Annotated in this window: 18 protein-coding genes; 13 read left to right on the top strand and 5 right to left on the bottom strand. The window is 42.6% G+C overall.

Annotated features, from left to right (window positions below):
• Positions 1-10 precede the first annotated feature (10 nt).
• Both KQI58_RS02965 and lpdA read left to right on the top strand, forming a co-directional pair.
• Positions 11-1,225 (top strand): dihydrolipoamide acetyltransferase family protein, encoded by a 1,215-nt coding sequence (locus KQI58_RS02965; protein WP_216406327.1) that lies wholly within the window; start codon positions 11-13, stop codon positions 1,223-1,225.
• 12 nt (positions 1,226-1,237) lie between these two features.
• Entirely contained in the window at positions 1,238-2,629 is a 1,392-nt protein-coding gene (gene lpdA, locus KQI58_RS02960) for a dihydrolipoyl dehydrogenase (RefSeq protein WP_216406325.1), read from the top strand.
• 74 nt (positions 2,630-2,703) lie between these two features.
• Here lpdA and proC read toward each other — a convergent pair whose 3' ends face one another.
• The gene (proC, locus tag KQI58_RS02955; RefSeq protein WP_216406323.1) at positions 2,704-3,516 is read right to left on the bottom strand and encodes a pyrroline-5-carboxylate reductase; all 813 of its coding nucleotides are present in this window, start codon (positions 3,514-3,516) and stop codon (positions 2,704-2,706) included.
• Between the two features lie 166 nt (positions 3,517-3,682).
• Here proC and KQI58_RS02950 point away from each other — a divergent pair, with 166 nt between their 5' ends.
• From KQI58_RS02950 to KQI58_RS02900, 11 genes are all read left to right on the top strand, one after another.
• Positions 3,683-4,636, top strand: a complete 954-nt coding sequence (locus KQI58_RS02950; RefSeq protein ID WP_216406321.1) for a helix-turn-helix domain-containing protein — start codon at positions 3,683-3,685, stop codon at positions 4,634-4,636.
• Positions 4,636-4,944 (top strand): hypothetical protein, encoded by a 309-nt coding sequence (locus KQI58_RS02945; RefSeq protein ID WP_216406319.1) that lies wholly within the window; start codon positions 4,636-4,638, stop codon positions 4,942-4,944. Before KQI58_RS02950 ends, KQI58_RS02945 begins: the two co-directional genes overlap by 1 nt.
• Before the next feature lie 63 nt (positions 4,945-5,007).
• The gene (locus KQI58_RS02940; RefSeq protein ID WP_216406317.1) at positions 5,008-5,358 is read left to right on the top strand and encodes an iron chaperone; all 351 of its coding nucleotides are present in this window, start codon (positions 5,008-5,010) and stop codon (positions 5,356-5,358) included.
• Positions 5,351-5,716 (top strand): VOC family protein, encoded by a 366-nt coding sequence (locus KQI58_RS02935; protein ID WP_216406316.1) that lies wholly within the window; start codon positions 5,351-5,353, stop codon positions 5,714-5,716. The genes KQI58_RS02940 and KQI58_RS02935 overlap by 8 nt, the downstream gene beginning before the upstream one ends.
• Positions 5,717-5,925: 209 nt before the next feature.
• Positions 5,926-6,816 (top strand): sulfite exporter TauE/SafE family protein, encoded by an 891-nt coding sequence (locus tag KQI58_RS02930; RefSeq protein ID WP_216406314.1) that lies wholly within the window; start codon positions 5,926-5,928, stop codon positions 6,814-6,816.
• Between the two features lie 101 nt (positions 6,817-6,917).
• Entirely contained in the window at positions 6,918-8,474 is a 1,557-nt protein-coding gene (locus tag KQI58_RS02925; protein WP_216406312.1) for a sialidase family protein, read from the top strand.
• Between the two features lie 65 nt (positions 8,475-8,539).
• On the top strand, positions 8,540-8,950 hold the full coding sequence (gene arr / locus KQI58_RS02920) for an NAD(+)--rifampin ADP-ribosyltransferase (RefSeq protein ID WP_216406309.1): 411 nt from the start codon (positions 8,540-8,542) through the stop codon (positions 8,948-8,950).
• 278 nt (positions 8,951-9,228) lie between these two features.
• Positions 9,229-11,139, top strand: coding sequence for a heavy metal translocating P-type ATPase (locus tag KQI58_RS02915; protein ID WP_216406307.1), 1,911 nt, complete (start codon positions 9,229-9,231; stop codon positions 11,137-11,139).
• A gap of 31 nt (positions 11,140-11,170) precedes the next feature.
• The gene (locus KQI58_RS02910; protein WP_216406305.1) at positions 11,171-11,401 is read left to right on the top strand and encodes a heavy-metal-associated domain-containing protein; all 231 of its coding nucleotides are present in this window, start codon (positions 11,171-11,173) and stop codon (positions 11,399-11,401) included.
• A 1-nt stretch (position 11,402) separates the two neighbouring features.
• The gene (locus KQI58_RS02905) at positions 11,403-11,939 is read left to right on the top strand and encodes a DNA-binding protein (protein ID WP_216406304.1); all 537 of its coding nucleotides are present in this window, start codon (positions 11,403-11,405) and stop codon (positions 11,937-11,939) included.
• 34 nt (positions 11,940-11,973) lie between these two features.
• Positions 11,974-12,633, top strand: a complete 660-nt coding sequence (locus KQI58_RS02900; protein ID WP_216406302.1) for a Crp/Fnr family transcriptional regulator — start codon at positions 11,974-11,976, stop codon at positions 12,631-12,633.
• Between the two features lie 39 nt (positions 12,634-12,672).
• Here the strand turns inward: KQI58_RS02900 and KQI58_RS02895 are convergent, their stop codons facing one another.
• From KQI58_RS02895 to KQI58_RS02880, 4 genes are all read right to left on the bottom strand, one after another.
• Positions 12,673-13,638, bottom strand: a complete 966-nt coding sequence (locus tag KQI58_RS02895; protein ID WP_216406299.1) for a siderophore ABC transporter substrate-binding protein — start codon at positions 13,636-13,638, stop codon at positions 12,673-12,675.
• Positions 13,639-13,700: 62 nt separating this feature from the next.
• Positions 13,701-14,459: an iron ABC transporter ATP-binding protein gene (locus KQI58_RS02890; protein WP_216406297.1), complete on the bottom strand. Its 759-nt coding sequence runs from the start codon at positions 14,457-14,459 to the stop codon at positions 13,701-13,703.
• On the bottom strand, positions 14,456-15,424 hold the full coding sequence (locus KQI58_RS02885) for an iron chelate uptake ABC transporter family permease subunit (RefSeq protein WP_216406295.1): 969 nt from the start codon (positions 15,422-15,424) through the stop codon (positions 14,456-14,458). Before KQI58_RS02885 ends, KQI58_RS02890 begins: the two co-directional genes overlap by 4 nt.
• A complete protein-coding gene (locus KQI58_RS02880) occupies positions 15,421-16,368 on the bottom strand; it encodes an ABC transporter permease (RefSeq protein WP_216406293.1) in 948 nt (315 codons plus the stop codon). Before KQI58_RS02880 ends, KQI58_RS02885 begins: the two co-directional genes overlap by 4 nt.
• Positions 16,369-16,464 lie beyond the last annotated feature (96 nt).

The raw sequence follows: 16,464 nt of genomic DNA, 5'->3' as shown, positions 1-16,464 counted from the left end.
GGGCGAAAAAATGGCGAATGAAGTATTGATGCCGAAGTTAAGTTCCACGATGGATGTCGGAACGATCACGACGTGGCTGAAAAATGAAGGCGATTCCGTGGAGATCGGGGAAGCGATTTTTGAAGTGATGACCGATAAAATCGCGATCGAAGTGGAAGCCTATGATGAAGGAATTTTACTCAAAAAATATATCGGCGACGGGGAGAGCGCACCAGTGAACTCCGTGATCGCCTACATCGGTGAAGCCGGGGAAGACGTTCCCGCAGAAATGCCCAGCGGTGAAGCTGAAGCGGCAGTTGAAGAACCTGAAAAGGCTGTCGAAGCGGTGGCAGAACCAGTAAATGAAACAGTCGTTGCAACGACTAAGGTTCGGGCAACACCGGCAGCGCGTCGGATTGCCAGAGAAAAGGGCATTGATTTGAAAAAGGTTCAGGGGTCTGGTCCGAAAGGCCGAATTCAAGCAATGGACGTGAAGGAATATCAAGAACCAACGACAGCTGCAACACCAAAAGCAGCAGTGACAGAAGGGGAATTGATTCCTTGGAGCGGGATGCGTAAAGCCATTGCAGACAAGATGTCAGAGAGCAAGCAGACGATCCCGCATGTCACGATGAACGCCGAAGTTGATTTGACTAAAGTAATCGAACTACGGAAGCAATTATTGCCAATGGTAGAAGAACGTACCGATCAACGACTATCCTTCTTAGAGATCATCGCAAAAGCGGCGATGGTCGCATTGAAAGCATATCCTGAATTCAATGCTCATGCCTATGAGGACGGGATCAAACAATTTGATCAGGTCAATCTGGGCGTTGCAGTGGCTGTGGACGCAGGATTAGTAGTGCCGGTCGTAGAGCAAGCCAGTCAAATGGGCTTGAGCGATCTGACGGCAGCGGTCAAGGCTGTAACGAAGAAAGCTCGTGAAGGACAATTGATGCCAGCGGAAATGAGCGGTGGGACCTTTACGATCAGTTCGTTAGGCCGCAGTAAGGTGCAAACCTTTAACCCAATCATCAACTTGCCAGAAGTGGCGATTTTAGGTGTTGGCGGAAGCTACGATAAACTGATCGTTAAAAATACGTCAGAAGGACCGTCAGTTGCGACAGTCACGGCTTTGAATTTATGCTTATCCTTTGATCATCGAGTAGCTGATGGCGCTCCTGCTGCAGCATTCTTAAGTATGATCGTTGACCTGTTGGAAAATCCAATGAGCTTGTTGCTGTAGAGGGGGCTGACTATGACGAAAAAGACAGATACAGTCGTAATTGGCGCCGGGCCTGGCGGTTATGTCGCAGCCATTCGTGCAGCGCAATTAGGACAAAAGGTGACGGTAGTAGAAGCAGAGCATATTGGCGGTGTGTGTTTGAATGTCGGATGTATACCATCCAAAGCATTGATCACCGCAGGCCATCGCTATCAGGAAGCGCAGCATTCTGATTTTCTAGGCTTGAGTGTCAAGGAAGCGCAGCTGGACTTTACGAAGACGCAGCAGTGGAAGGATCAGCAGGTCGTGAAAACACTGACCTCTGGCGTTGGTATGCTCTTAAAGAAAAATGGTGCCGATGTGATCATGGGTCGGGCCAAGTTTACCGGACCGCAGAGCATGACGATCACAACGAAAAATGGTGAAGAAAAACTGGAATTCAAACACGCCATCGTGGCAACTGGTAGTCGTCCAATCGAAATTCCCGGCTTTACGTTTGCCGGTCGGGTGCTGGATTCCACTGGCGGATTGAACCTAAAAGAGATTCCGAAGAAACTGATCATTATCGGCGGCGGGATCGTCGGATCGGAGCTTGGCGGCGCCTATCGCAATCTGGGCTCGGAAGTCACGATCATTGAAGGCAGTCCGAATATTGTACCGAATTTTGAAAGTGATATTTCTGAGTTAGTGGCGAAGCGTTTCAAACAAAATGGCGTAGAAGTCTGTACAAATGCGAAAGCCAAAAAAGCTGTTGAAACGGCAAATGGTGTGGCAGTTGAGTTTGAAGTCAAAGGCAAAACACAAACGATCGAAGCAGACTACGTGATGGTAACAGTTGGCCGCAGACCGAATACCGAGAACTTGGGTTTGGAAAAGGCCGGAGTCAAGTTGACGGAAAGAAATCTGGTCAAGGTGGATGAAAAATATCGAACGTCGCAAAAAAATATTTTTGCCATCGGAGATATTGTTGAGGGTTTAGCGCTTGCCCATAAAGCCAGTTATGAAGCAAAGGTTGCGGCAGAAGTAATTGGCGGGAAAAATGTCGCCAAAGATTATCGCGCGATTCCAGCGATCTGCTTCACTGATCCTGAAGTAGCGACGGTGGGATACACGTTAGCTGAAGCAAAAGCGGAAGGAATCAAAGCCAAGACAGCGAGTTTCCCGATGCAGGCAAATGGCCGGGCGCTGTCGCTGAATGCGACGGAAGGCTTTGTCCGCTTGGTCTTTGAAGCCGAAACAGAATTAATTTTAGGTGCTCAGATCGTCGGTGTCAATGCCAGTGATCTAGTGGCTGAGATCACCTTAGCGATTGAATCTTATTTAACCTTGGAAGATATTTCACTGACGATTCATGGGCATCCGACACTATCTGAAATGGTGATGGACGCCTGCGAAGTCGGGCTGGGAATGCCGATTCATATGTAAAAAAGGTGATTCCTCAGAGGATAAACAAAACAGGTGTCTTTCTCAAGTTTTTGAGAGAGACACCTGTTTTTAGTTTACTTCTTTCCTAATTCTTCATCTTTACGAATCGTAGCATCGATTCCCTTAATCATTGTTGAGATAAAGGCGTTGTCTTCTAGTTCAACGATTCCAGCGACGGTTGTTCCGCCTGGCGAGCTTACGCGATCGATCAGCTCCCATGGATTTTCTTTACTGTAGGCCAAGGTTTCGGCGCTGCCTAGAACTGCTTGGGTTGCCATTTCTAACGCGATATTTTTTGGCAAGCCATTTTTCACTGCTGCACGAGCAATCGAATCAATAAATAGGAAGGTGTAAGCTGGTGAACTGCCAGCGATGGCTGTAAAGATGGAAAAATATTTTTCTTCTAACGGCCATGCTTTGCCGACTGCATTAAATAGGTCAATGATCGTTGCGACGTCTTCTTTTGTGGCACTTGGATTTCCGCAAACAGCCGCTGCGCCTTCACCGACCATCGCATTCATATTCGGCATGACACGTACAATTCGAATCGGTTGATCCGTTTCAAATACCTCATAAATCGCTTCGGTACTTGTTCCAGCAGCAATAGAGACGATCAATGGATCATTTTGCAGGATTGCGTCTTTTGCCTCTAATAAGACTCCCTTAATAACATTTGGTTTGACCGCTAAAATTAAGGTGTCGACTGTTTTGATAACTTCTTGCGGATCACTAAGTGCATGAGTGCCGATTTTTTCGGCGAATGCTTGAACTTTCTCTGTTGCGATATCATATAAGTAAATGTTTTCTGGTTTGCTAAAGCCTTTTTGGACCATTCCTTCAACAATTGCAGATGCCATATTGCCGGCACCGATAAAACCAATTTTCATTGTACATCCTCCTTGTTTTTAATCCGTCTAACAGCGGAAAGTGTTTGAATCAAATGTTTAAAATACCTAAACATGGTACAATCAATAAAGAAATTATATGCTTATTGAGCCTTATTTAAAATAGTGTAGATAAAGAAGAAAGTGTTTGATTCTAAGGTGGGATAAAATGGATGTTACGAAGGCGCAGTATGCCAGCTTCTATCAATTTCTGAAAACATTGGATTGTTACTTAGTTGAGGATGGTCAAATGAGTGATGAAGTTCAACGCTTTGCTGATAATTCGCAGCGGGAAATCGCGGCCTTTGTAACAAAGGAGACAAAGGAGCGGATCGAGATTCCTACTGGTTTCATACGTATATTGTACGTGATGAATGGAGCTGTGTCTGTCAGGATTGATGGTTCAGAAAAGGCGTTGAAGACTGGAGGATTGATCATCGCCAATGGAGCTACGACCCTGTTTTATCAGGGCAATCTGGAGACGGAAATCATTGCATTTTATTTTAAAGCAGGCTACTTTACGGAATCGCTTTTAGGACAGTTTTTTGAAGAGCCGCTGCTTTATCGTTTTTTTGTTGAAGCTTTGAGTGTTGAGTTGAGCGATGTTCCGCGTTTTTTGATTTATGACTTTGCGAAGGTAACGGATGTGCATTTTTACGCGCTGTTACTTTTGAAGCAAGTGGTGAAGATGGCCTACTTTAACAATAAAGTGACCAAATCCGCGTTTGTTCTTTTGATCGTGGAAATTAGCCAGGCAGCACCCGAACGGCTGATCGCAAAGGACAATTTTGTATCGAATGGACAATTAACAGAGGAAATTTTAACCTATGTCGATGCTCGTTTAGAACAAGTCACCTTAGAAGAGGTTGCTCAAAAATTTCACTTTCATCCGAATTATTTATCGAGTCTGTTGAAGGAAAAGACGGGGCACACGTTTACTGAGCTTGTTTTGTTTAGAAGAATCGATCGCTGTAAAAGCTATTTAGAACAAACAGATTTGACCATTCAAGCGATCGTAGAGCGCTTAGGCTACAAGGATAAAGCTTTTTTCTATAAACGCTTTAAGCAGGTTGAAGGCGTCACACCGCGTCAGTACAGAAAAATGCGAAAGGAAGAAAACTAATGTATGAAGAAATTTTTGACGACGTTCATTTGACCGTTGTGGAGCAGCCGATTGAATGGGTAGAGAATCTGCCGCTTTATCGCGGACATATCAAGGAACTGCCTTTTATTACCGGGGAAGGACCTTCGAAAAAGGCGATGTACCGCCAGTTAGCAGAACAATATCAGGAATATGCGGTCTTGAACCAGGCTGAAGATAAAGAGGAAGAAATGACTTCTTCCTTATTAACACCGGAGCAGTTATTGAAATACTATGATGGCGAGACCTTCGACGGCTTTTCTTTAGGCGATTTATTGAAGGACGAGTAAAGCAAGTTTGTATACCTTTTCAATGATTTCCGCTAGACTAAAAAGAAAAAAGGGCGTGAAGCGATGTCACCGATTGAAGAATATATCCATGATGCTGAAAAAGCTCAGCAACCAATGCTGAAAGAAATTTACCAACTTATCAAGGAAATGGTTCCGTCAGAAGCAACTGAAAAAATCTCTTACGGGATGCCGACGTTTTACTTAACGGAAAATTTGGTTCACTTTGGAGCCATGAAGAAGCATTTAGGTTTTTACCCGACACCTAGCGCGATGACAGCTTTTGAGGAACAGCTGAAGGACTATAAAACCTCAAAAGGAGCTTTACAGATTCCCTATACGAAAGAGCTGCCACGGGATTTGATTACAGAGATGGTTCGTTTTCGTCTCAAGGAAGTGGTGGAGAAAAATGCTTAAGGCAATCGAGATCATGTTGTATGTCAATGATGTCGCGGGAGCCGCGGCTTTTTGGCAGGAAGGATTAGATGGGAAAATTGTTTCGCAGCAAACGATGCCGGACGACTCTCTACAGGTAAAGGTAGAATTATTTGAAGCGGTCCAGCTGGTTCTATTTGATCGCCGCTTTATTGAAGAGGTGTCACCGGAGGTAGTCGATAACTTTCCTTCATTGATGCTAAAGGTAACAGATTTAGACAGCTATCATGAGCGGTTGCAAAAACTTAGTCCGAATGTAAATCCTATGATGGAGCAAGGCGGAAAGCGTCTATTCAATTTCTCCGATCCTGAAAATAATTATTTTGTATTGAGTGAATAACCTTCAAGTAATTGAGGGTTATTTTTTTTGAAATCATAACGCAGCTATAAGATAGCAATCCGTTATTAAAACTCATTGAAACCTAGCTGCTTTATTTGACGAATATCATCAAACTATTACTTGATTTAAGTCAAAATTCTTGTGAATTGTTGTATTATCTTAAGAGGAAAAAGAGCTTTCATTGATTATTTTATTTAAAGGAGAGTATTATGGTACAAATTTTGTTGGGACTGTTAGGCGTCCTATTGGTTTATTATCTTTTTTATTTTGTTCGCGATTTGATTGCTGAACGTGGCAACTGGGGCGGCGGAAACTTCCTTGTTTCTGGTGTGATTGGTTTTATTACTGACGCGATGGATACGTTAGGGATCGGAAGCTTCGCGCCAACGACGATGCTGTTGGAAACGACGAAGCAATTAGACAATGACCGTCAATTGCCAGGAACATTGAACGTTTCTCACACAGTTCCAGTCATTATTGAAGCATTTATTTTTATTACAGTTGTCAAAGTAGCACCGTTGACCTTATTTTCATTAGTTCTCGCGGCAATTGTGGGTTCGTATGTTGGTTCAAAAACCGTCAGCAAGCTGCCTGAAAAAAAAGTGCAGTTTTATGTGGGGATTGCCTTGATTATCACTGCGGCCTTGATGGCTTTGAAGCAATTAGGTCTACTTGATTTATTAGGAACAGGCAATCATTTGACCAGCTTGACTGGGATTAAATTAATCATCGGTATTGTCGGTAACTTCATTTTAGGTGCGTTAATGACAATTGGTGTTGGCTTATACGCACCATGTATGGCGATGGTTTATATGCTGGGCTTGAGTCCATTAGTTGCTTTTCCTATCATGATGGCCTCTTGTGCTGGTTTGATGCCAGTTGCCGGAACAAACTTTATTAAATCAGGTGATTACTCACGTAAGGTCAGCCTTGGCATTACGATCGGCGGAATCATCGGAGTGATTGTTGCTACGCGTTTTGTTACGGGCTTAAATATGAATGTATTGACCTGGGTCGTGATCGCAGTAGTGCTTTACTCAGGCTTCACTTACATCCGTAAGGGAATGCATGAGGTTACTGGGAGTTTGAAGAAGTCTTAGAGAGAAATCTCTAGGGCTTTTTTTAAATTCGTTGAAAGAAGCTGTCCATATGTTGATTTTTGGCGGATAATAAATGAAAGAATTTACTGATAGGAGAGATTATGGATCAGGAGTTATTGATTATTGAATTGCTTTCTGCAGCGGAGCCGATATACAATCGAGCAAGAAGGAATCGCCAAAAAAATCTGGTGTCTGCCTTTTTATTTTTAATAAGCGCAAGTGTGCTCTTTTTTGGAATCGGCAGTTTTGTCTATCAGCAGTTAGAAATGCGTGTACGCTCGATCGACAGCGGCTATTGGTTACGGGGATTTTATCATTTTTCCCTCGTGCTGGGACTGCTTAGTGTGCTCGCAGTGGTGCTCTTTTTCATTGTAAACGTGATTCAAGGAATCGAGCTGCGCCGTTCGTTCCAACGATTTTTGGAACGACAGGTGAAAAAAGCTGCGAAATACCCGGTCGTCTATCAAGATCAGGAGGCCTATTATTTAGCGGAAGAAAAGCGAAAGCCCGTGATTCGTCTATTAAAAATAGAATGTATTGAATTAACGACGACCTTCGACGGCGCGACGATCTATTTAGGCAATTATCAAGAGTTTTTGGGTTTTTCTACCGTTCAATTATTTGTGGTCAATGAAGAACCCGAGCGACTGCCAATGACCTTTCCAAAAGCACAGGAAGTAAATCAGAAATGGGTGCTTCTGATGATCAGCCTGCTTTTTCTAGGAGCAGCCGGGGTATTTAAGTATGATGGACTGAATCGTCATCAAAATCTTTATGGTGGTCATTCAGAACCAGCGAAGTCCACAGCATCAAGCGAAGCTGCACCACTTTCGAGCGATGATTTGATAGTCCAGCAGGGAACGGCACCAGAAAAACGGACGAATCAGGCCAATCAATTGGATTTGAATAATGAAACCCATGAGCTATATATGACGACCGATAGCGGAAGTGCTTGGTCATTTGTACCATTGAAACCAGAATGGATGCGCTCTGGCAGCTATTTGTTAACTAGCGGCGAGATTCCGCTGGGCTATTGGATGGATAAAACCTATAATATTGCGCCAGATTTTTCTTGGTTTATTTATTCCGATAACGAAAAGGAGTTGTCTTTCTTATTTTCCCACGATCAAGGGAAGACATGGCAAAAATCTCTCGTCTCAGAGAATGCTCAGAGGATTCGTTATCGCAAGGCGCAGTTTTTCGCTGATGGCAGCGGTGTACTGGTTTATTCCAATGCTTCACCAGAGGTATCTTCGGAAGGATTAGAAATCTTCCAAACGAATGATTTTGGCAAAACGTGGTCTAGAAGCAATGGGACAACCATTAATCAACCGGTTCAAAATGTTAGCTTTGTCAATCCGACGCTGGGCTTTGTTTCTACTCGGGAGAACCTATACTACACTAATAATAGCGGCAGTTCCTTCAAAGAAGCAGTCGTGACAATTCCCGCGGATTATCAGACCGGTGGATTGGATCTTTTCCAAACGCCCAACGAGGTGACACAGGTCAGTACCAATCAACTAGAAACGAAATTTTATTTATTGAAAATGGCGGGGATCGATCAGGGGAAAATGTTTGCTTGCCTGTATCGTTCTTCTGATAATGGCGAGACGTGGCAATTTGCCGAACAGCTATCGGAAGTAAAGCCGACTGAATAAGTTTACACTCTAGCCTTTTCTTGCTATACTGCTCGGTTACAGAAAAAAGATGATGGAGTGATTCGATGGAAGCTAGATTAGATAAAGGCCCGTTTTATCATGGAACAAAAGCTGATTTACAGGTTGGAGACTTACTAGAGGCTGGAAAAAAATCAAACTATGGCAAACAAGCTAAAGCGAATTTTGTTTATTTTTCAGCAACGATGGATGCGGCAATCTGGGGTGCTGAACTGGCGTTAGGAGATTCTCCACAACGGATTTATCAAGTGGAGACGACAGGAGACTTTGAGGACGATCCTAATGTAACGGATAAAAAATTTCCCGGAAATCCCACCCGCTCGTATCGCACGCGTCAGCCTATAAAGGTTGTTGGTGAGGTGAGAGAATGGACCGGACACTCTGAGGAGCAGCTGCAAACCATGTTGGAGCATGTTGAAAAAATGAAGCAGCAGGGTATCGAAGCCATTAATGAATAATCGCCTTGCCATTGTCAGTGTTTTTATCTGACAATACACAGCCGGAGCGCAGCTTCCAACTGGGGAAATTGTTCTTTAAAACAGCCGTTATCCCAAATGTCGATGAAACGACAACTCAAGCTTTGGAAGAACTGGCTCCGTTGTGTTTTAGCTTAATTTAATTTTACAAGATCGATCGTAGGTTATTGCGGTCGATTTTTTTGTTTTCTTGATAGCTGTCAATTATTTCTCTCTATGATCTTTGTAAACTAATAGTGAAAAGAAGAGGAGTGAGAAAAATGATGTATCAGAAGGAAATAATCGCACACAAAAAAGCCATCACCATCGTTAGCGGCTGCTTTATTGTCGTAGCGATTGCCGCCAAAGTCCTATTCCATCAAATGACAGTCTACGATAGTGGAATGGCACTGGCATCGATTTTTGGGGTGACACCGATCGCGATTCAAGCATATCAAGCAGCGAAGGTGAAGGTCATCAGTATTGATTTGTTAGTCACCATTGCGGTGGTTGGTGCGTTCATTATTGGCGAATACAATGAATCAGCGATCGTGACCTTCCTGTTTTTGCTAGGCCATTTACTTGAGCAAAAAACGTTGGAGCATACCCGTTCAGCAATACAAAAACTAGTAAAGCTTGCACCTGCAACAGCTTGGAGGCTGATAGGAAATGCCGCAGAAGAAATTGATATTGATGAAGTCGCAATCGGTGATCGTTTATTAGTTAAAACAGGGGCACAGGTTCCTGTGGACGGGTATGTGCTCGAAGGAACCGGCTATCTCAATGAAGCAAATGTCACCGGCGAATCAAATCCTGTATTTAAGGAAAAGAACGATCAGGTATTTGCTGGAACATTCTTGGAAAATGGCACGCTAAAAATCGAAGCGCAACGAGTTGGTGAAGAAACAACTTTTGGAAAAATTATCGAGTTAGTGGAAGAGGCGCAAGATAGCAAGTCACTGGCAGAACGTTTTATTGATCGCTTTGCCAAGTATTACACCCCACTTATTTTAGTTTTAGCCGCGCTTGTTGGGATAATGACACGAGATGTTCGCTTAGCAATCACGATTCTGGTACTTGGATGTCCGGGGGCACTGATTATCGGGGTGCCTGTGTCGAATGTTGCGGGAATCGGAAATGGTGCAAAAAATGGCATTCTGATCAAGGGCAGCGAAGTAATGACTACCTTTAGCCGTGTGAATACGATGGTTTTTGATAAGACAGGGACGTTGACTAACGGAAAACCTAGTGTAGCATTCGCAAAAGCCTATGGAAATCAAGCGCATGACTATTTACGTTTAACAGCAGCTATCGAAAGTGAATCTGATCATCCGCTAGGCCGGGCAATTCTTGAGTATGTAAAGGACACGGAAAAAACAGCAGAGATCAAAGTGACGGATACGGTGGTTGAAAAGGGGAAGGGAATGATTGCAACGGCTGACGGGGTTCAACTAACAATTGGCAACAAAGCCCTGATGCAGGAGCAGAGTATTTCACTTCCGGCTGTCGTGAAGACTGATGCTGAGCAATTACAGCTGCAAGGTCATTCAATCGTCTTCGTAGCAGCAGAAAATCAAGTGGTGCAGGTGATTGGAATCAAAGATCAGCTACGTCCAGGAGTAGCGGAGACGCTTGATAAGCTAAAGAAAAATGGCATTAAGCGCTTGATCATGTTGTCTGGTGATAATCAAACGACAGCCGAAATCGTTGGGAAAGAATTAGGCTTATCTGAAATTTATGGGGAACTGCTGCCTGAAGAAAAGTCAGCCTTTATCCATCAATTACAGGAAGCTGGGGAGATTGTTGCCTTTGTTGGGGATGGAATTAATGACAGTCCTTCGATTGCATTAGCTGATATCGGCATTGCCATGGGCGGCGGAACAGACGTGGCGGTGGAAACCTCAGATATTGTATTGATTCAGTCGAAATTTGAAAATCTGGTTCATGCGTATCGTCTAACGAAAAGAACGGTGTTGAACATGAAGGAGAACATCGCGATTGCGATAGGGACTGTTCTATTTTTGCTGATTGGTTTGATTTTTGGTTATGTCTATATGGCTAGTGGAATGTTCTTCCATGAATTAAGTATCCTAGTGGTGGTCATCAATGGGATGCGTTTGCTTTCTTATCACACAAAAAAATCAAAACTTGATAGAAATCAATTTGTTATGGAACAGGACTCAGTAGAATAGGAGTATCAAGAGAAATGAGGAGGAAACAAGCATGAAAAGAGTCATTATTCAATTAGGCACCTTAACGTGTCCATCGTGTATGCAAAAAATCGAGAATGCGGTGGGTCAGCAAAAGGGCGTTGACAAGGTAAAAGTTCTATTTAACGCTAGTAAAGTTAAAGCGGATCTTCGTTCGGATGAGACGAGCCCGGATGCTTTAAAAAAGGTTATTGAAGATTTAGGGTACGAAGTAGAAGCAATGAAAGTAAAGGAGTTGGCATAAAATGAACGCAGAGGAAATGTATCAAGCAGAACGAATAAAAAGTGAAGCGGATCATCACACACCGACAGCTGCTGCGATGATCAGTCATATTTTAGCCAATTTATTTATCCATCGTGTGAAATTACGCCAAGCGGAGTATTATTTAAAAGGCAGCGTACGAGGTTTTGCTGAACCTAGATTAAAAATGATGATTGTCGAAGAGGATCAGTTGTTTGACGAATTGAGCCGCTTGGTATTAGATGAAGGAGAGCTCATTCCTACAACACTAGAGGAATTTACGAGCTATGCGATGATCAAGGAAAGCGGTCAGCTGAAATATGAAGCGGCTGATTATATTCTTAATGAGCTGGTCACTGATCTATCTACTCAGAATTTATTTATCACTCGTGGAATTGCATTAGCTGAAAAGGAAGAAAAGTTCGGCTTAGCTGAATACCTGAAAAAGCTTTATACATGGATCAAACACCAGGGATTGCTTTGGCAGCGCTATTTGGGAAATGATGTGCACGAGGAATTTGAAGAGGATGATGACGAATAGCTGAGGATCATCATACAAACTAAGGAGGGTCTCCATGCATCAAGAACATCTATGTGTTTCTTTAGTTCCATTATTTAATCATCTTGAGCTTGCGGATCAAAAAAAGATTCACGCGTTAATCAAGCATCGGATTGTTGATAAGGGAGAGCAGGTCTTTACACCAGACGGAGAAGAACAGCTAGTCATTGTGGCTCGTGGAAATATAAAAGTGTATCAGCTTTCATCAAATGGCAAGGAACAACTTCTGCGTGTGGTAGCGCCTGGCGGTTACGAAGGTGAAAATCAATTGTTTGGTGTGCGGAATGAGGTATTGTTTGGTGAAGCATTGGAGCCTACGGAAGTTTGTATTCTGAAGAAACAAGATTTTTCTAAATTGTTACTAGACTATCCGCAATTAAGTCTGAAGCTATTGGAGATTAATGCGGCAAAAATGGTCAAGACTGAGCAGCAGACGCAGTTTTTGATGATGGAAAAAGTAGAAGAACGTCTAGCGACTTATCTGCTGGATTTGGCAAAGGTTGCTGAAGCGAATACCTTTATTTTACCAATGAAAATGAAGGAGTTGGCTTTGTTCTTAGGAACGACACCAGAAACACTGTCTAGAAAATTTAAACGATTAGAAAGGCTGAAGCTGATTAGCCGGGAGAGGCGGCAAATTGTTTTATTAGATAAGGATGGATTGGAGGATCTATAAAGAGGAGAGTGTGACAGTCACACCCTCCTATTTTCCTGATTATTCAAATGCTTGGTTGACGTCTTCAAGCATCATTTTAACGGATTCCAATCCGCCACCGCTTAGGTACCAAACATCCGGCTGTAATGAAATGACTTTTTTGTCTTTGCCGGCAGTTGTTTGAGCAACTAATTCATTGTCAGCGACATTATTATTACTGTCATCGCCACCGATTGCTTTCGTCCGATCAACGACAAACAATACATCTGGATTTTTATCTAGGACATATTCATATGAAACGCTTTGACCATGTGTAGAGGCTTTGATGGCATCATCTGCTTCTGCAAAGCCGAAGGTATCGTAAACAATCCCGAATCGTGAATCTTTCCCATAAGTAGACAATTGACCTTCGTTAACAAGCACAGTCAATGCTTTGTCTTTACTTTCAACAGCTTTTTCTTTGGTTTCTTTGATGCTGGTTTCAAGCGCTGCTAATTGTTTTTCGGCAGCTTTTTCCTTGCCAAAGATTTTTCCTAAGGTTTCAACATTTTGTTTGATAGAGTTCCATGTATCAGAAGTGTCCACCGCTAGATACATGGTTGGAGCGATTTCTTTTAATTGCTCTAAAAAGTCACTTTGCCGACCAGAGATAATGATCAAATCAGGTTTCATTTGATTGATTTTTTCTAAATCAGGTTCCTTAATCCCGCCAGCTGAATCGACCTTCTTATAGTCATCTAAGTAAGCAGGCAAATTATCCGTTGCCGCACCCACGACTTTATCACCTACTCCTAGTGCATCCAAGGTATCTAAAGACCCGTTATCGAAAACGACCACCTTTTTAGGATTCTTTGGTACAGTTACTTTTCCGTTGGAGTCATTCACTTCAAGCGTCTCTTCTTTGGCTGTGCTGCTTGTCTCGGCTTTCCCCGTCGAATCGCTGCTTCCTTCATTATTTGTCGAACCGCAGCCGACCAATCCTAAACTAAGCAACACCATCGATAAGCCAACAATATATTTTTTCATTTCTGTTTCCTCCTAATTTATTATTAAAGTCCTCACTGTTAAATGAGGCTAAAAAACCCTGTTTAATTGAAATACATACAAAAACGTTTGCCGTCCAGTTCACAGATTTTTATATCCATTTCGTATAATGCGTTCAATATTTGCGGTTGGATTATTTCTTCCATTGATCCATGAGCAAAAATTCCGCCATTCTTCATGGCAACGATCTCATCAGCATAAGTCGCCGCGAAGTTAATATCGTGAATGACTAGCAAGATTGTTTTGTGTTCTTCTTCTACCAAGCGTCGCAGCGTCTTCATTAGCTGGACGGAGTGGTTCATGTCGAGATTATTCAAGGGTTCGTCCAGAAGAATATATTCGGTATCCTGTGCTAAGATCATGGCGATATAGGCACGTTGCAGCTGACCACCGGACAATGTATCAATCCTATCTTCTGCCATTTCGACTAGACCGAGTTTTTCTAAGGCATAGTCGATCAATTCTTGATCTTCGCTAGTTAGTCGACCTTTTGAATAGGGGAAGCGGCCAAAGCTAACGAGTTCACGAACAGTGATGCGCAGATTCACGCCGTTGCTTTGTTTTAAGATTGATAATTTTTTCGACAATTCATTGGAGCGCCAAGCCTTGACCTCATTGTGATCGAGATAAATTTGTCCGGCATCGATAGAGATCAACCGACTGATCATCGACAGTAAGGTACTCTTACCAGCGCCGTTTGGGCCGATAAAGGCTGTCAGTTTTTCTTCTTCGATTGGCGAGCATACCTCGGTGACCACCTTTTTTTCACCGTAATTCTTTGACACTTCTTTAAGATCAATCATCGTTGTCGTCTCCTCTCATAAATGATTTTGCCGATAAAGTACAAGCCGCCGATGAATTGTGTGACGACACTGACAGTTGTTTTTAATTGGAAAACTTGTTCGACTAAAAATTGACTGCCGACTAAAAAGATGATTCCTAGTAAAACCGCGGTAGGAAACAAATAACTATGACGGTAAGTCGGCATCAGCTGATAGCTGATATTCGCAACAATAAATCCTAAAAAGGTGATTGGACCGACTAAAGCAGTCGCTGTTCCAGTTAAGAGACTGACTAGAAATAAAATCAAAATCTGACACTTTTTTAGTGGAATCCCGAGATTCGTTGCTTGATCGTCTCCTAAATGCAGGACATCTAAATAGCGATTAGCAGCCAATAAAACCAAAGAGCCCAACAGGATAATTCCGGCGGCCAACCCTAAATGTGTCGTATTGATATTGCTGAAGCTGGCAAATAGTCGTCCCTGCAACAAATCATATTCATTTGGGTCCATGATGACCTGCAGAAAATTACTCGTGCTGCTGAATAAGGTACCGAGGATCATTCCTAACATCAATAGGATAAATAGATTATTTTGCTGCTGTTTTAGCAGAACATTAGCTAAGAGCAAACTCAATAAGGCCATCAAAAAAATGCTGATTAAGAAAGTAGCGGTTTGCTCTTGTGAGAGCATGTTGACACCACCCACGAAAAAGAACAATAGTGTCTGGATCAATACGTATAAGGAATCCAAACCTAGAATATTTGGTGTCAAAAACTGGTTTTGAGTCAGTGTTTGAAAACTGACAGTTGCTATTCCAGTCGCTAATGCAACAAGTAAAAAGGCCGCTACTTTTTTTCCTCGCAGCATCCAAGCAAATTGAAAATTGCCATAGGTATTATAGGTTAAGTAAAGTCCGCATAAGAGTAGGGCAAGGACAGTGAGTCCAGCTAAAAGCAATTCTTTTTTTGGCAGAGAAAATTTCATGCACGTTTCCTCCCAACCAATAAGTAAATAAAGATTAAGCTGCCTAAAATACCGACCGTCAAGCTGACTGGTATCTCATATGGTGCGATGACGATGCGGGAGAGAATGTCACAGACCATTAAAAATAGACTGCCGCTCACTGCGGTAATCCATAGATTCTGCTTTACATGATCTCCATAAATAAGCGAAACGATATTCGGCACGATCACACCTAAAAAAGGAACGGTCCCCACCATGATTAAAACCAGTCCGCTGGCTGCTGCAACGAGACCAATCCCAAGCGTTTGGATCAAGCGATAATTCACGCCTAAATTAATGGCAACATCTTCGCCTAAGCCAACAATTGTGAAATAATAGGCAAATAAGTAGATAACCAAAAATAGTGGAATCGTTAGATAAAGCAATTCATAGCTGCCTTTAGCCACTAGTGAAAAATTTCCCTGCAACCACGACGACATGTTTTGAATCAGCTGAAACTGATAAGCAAAAAAGGTAGCGACTGATCCGACAATATTACCGAACATTACTCCTAATAAGGGTAAAAAAATCGGCTCCTTTGTTGGGAGCAACCGACTTAACCCCAGAAAAACCATCGTACCAAGAAAGGCAAAAATAAATGCGGCCAAAGTCCGAACAGTCGTAGAGGCATTAGGCAAAAAGAGCATGACCAATAAAATTCCTAAACGGGCACTATCCATCGTGCCAGCAGTTGTTGGTGAAACGAATTTATTTTGTGTGAGCTGCTGCATAATCAGACCGCAGATACTCATCGTTGCGCCTGCTAAAATCAAGCTGACGGTACGCGGTACACGTGTAGTGGCAAGAATCAGCCACTGTTGTGAATCTCCTTGAAATAAAGCCTGCAGCACCAAATCTTTTACTCCGATAAAAATAGAGAGAGCGCTTAACAAAAATAAAACCAAAAGAATTCCGATTTTTTTCAATAACTCATCTCCTATCCCCTTGCGCAATTGATAATGATTCTCATTCTCTCCGTTTATAAAGTTTAGGTGAAAAACCAAACAAATGCAAGTTATTTT

The organism is Enterococcus raffinosus, from assembly GCF_018917525.1.
Classification (GTDB): Bacteria; Bacillota; Bacilli; order Lactobacillales; family Enterococcaceae; genus Enterococcus_A; species Enterococcus_A raffinosus_A.
Note: the sequence above shows the minus strand (reverse complement) of the source record. Positions and strands in the feature narration are given on the sequence as shown.

Coding starts and splice junctions, on each gene's coding strand:
- KQI58_RS02965 (WP_216406327.1), top strand. CDS start 11: ATGGCGAATGAAGTATTGATGCCGAAGTTAAGTTCCACGATGGATGTC.
- lpdA (WP_216406325.1), top strand. CDS start 1,238: ATGACGAAAAAGACAGATACAGTCGTAATTGGCGCCGGGCCTGGCGGT.
- proC (WP_216406323.1), bottom strand. CDS start 3,516: ATGAAAATTGGTTTTATCGGTGCCGGCAATATGGCATCTGCAATTGTT.
- KQI58_RS02950 (WP_216406321.1), top strand. CDS start 3,683: ATGGATGTTACGAAGGCGCAGTATGCCAGCTTCTATCAATTTCTGAAA.
- KQI58_RS02945 (WP_216406319.1), top strand. CDS start 4,636: ATGTATGAAGAAATTTTTGACGACGTTCATTTGACCGTTGTGGAGCAG.
- KQI58_RS02940 (WP_216406317.1), top strand. CDS start 5,008: ATGTCACCGATTGAAGAATATATCCATGATGCTGAAAAAGCTCAGCAA.
- KQI58_RS02935 (WP_216406316.1), top strand. CDS start 5,351: ATGCTTAAGGCAATCGAGATCATGTTGTATGTCAATGATGTCGCGGGA.
- KQI58_RS02930 (WP_216406314.1), top strand. CDS start 5,926: ATGGTACAAATTTTGTTGGGACTGTTAGGCGTCCTATTGGTTTATTAT.
- KQI58_RS02925 (WP_216406312.1), top strand. CDS start 6,918: ATGGATCAGGAGTTATTGATTATTGAATTGCTTTCTGCAGCGGAGCCG.
- arr (WP_216406309.1), top strand. CDS start 8,540: ATGGAAGCTAGATTAGATAAAGGCCCGTTTTATCATGGAACAAAAGCT.
- KQI58_RS02915 (WP_216406307.1), top strand. CDS start 9,229: ATGATGTATCAGAAGGAAATAATCGCACACAAAAAAGCCATCACCATC.
- KQI58_RS02910 (WP_216406305.1), top strand. CDS start 11,171: ATGAAAAGAGTCATTATTCAATTAGGCACCTTAACGTGTCCATCGTGT.
- KQI58_RS02905 (WP_216406304.1), top strand. CDS start 11,403: ATGAACGCAGAGGAAATGTATCAAGCAGAACGAATAAAAAGTGAAGCG.
- KQI58_RS02900 (WP_216406302.1), top strand. CDS start 11,974: ATGCATCAAGAACATCTATGTGTTTCTTTAGTTCCATTATTTAATCAT.
- KQI58_RS02895 (WP_216406299.1), bottom strand. CDS start 13,638: ATGAAAAAATATATTGTTGGCTTATCGATGGTGTTGCTTAGTTTAGGA.
- KQI58_RS02890 (WP_216406297.1), bottom strand. CDS start 14,459: ATGATTGATCTTAAAGAAGTGTCAAAGAATTACGGTGAAAAAAAGGTG.
- KQI58_RS02885 (WP_216406295.1), bottom strand. CDS start 15,424: ATGAAATTTTCTCTGCCAAAAAAAGAATTGCTTTTAGCTGGACTCACT.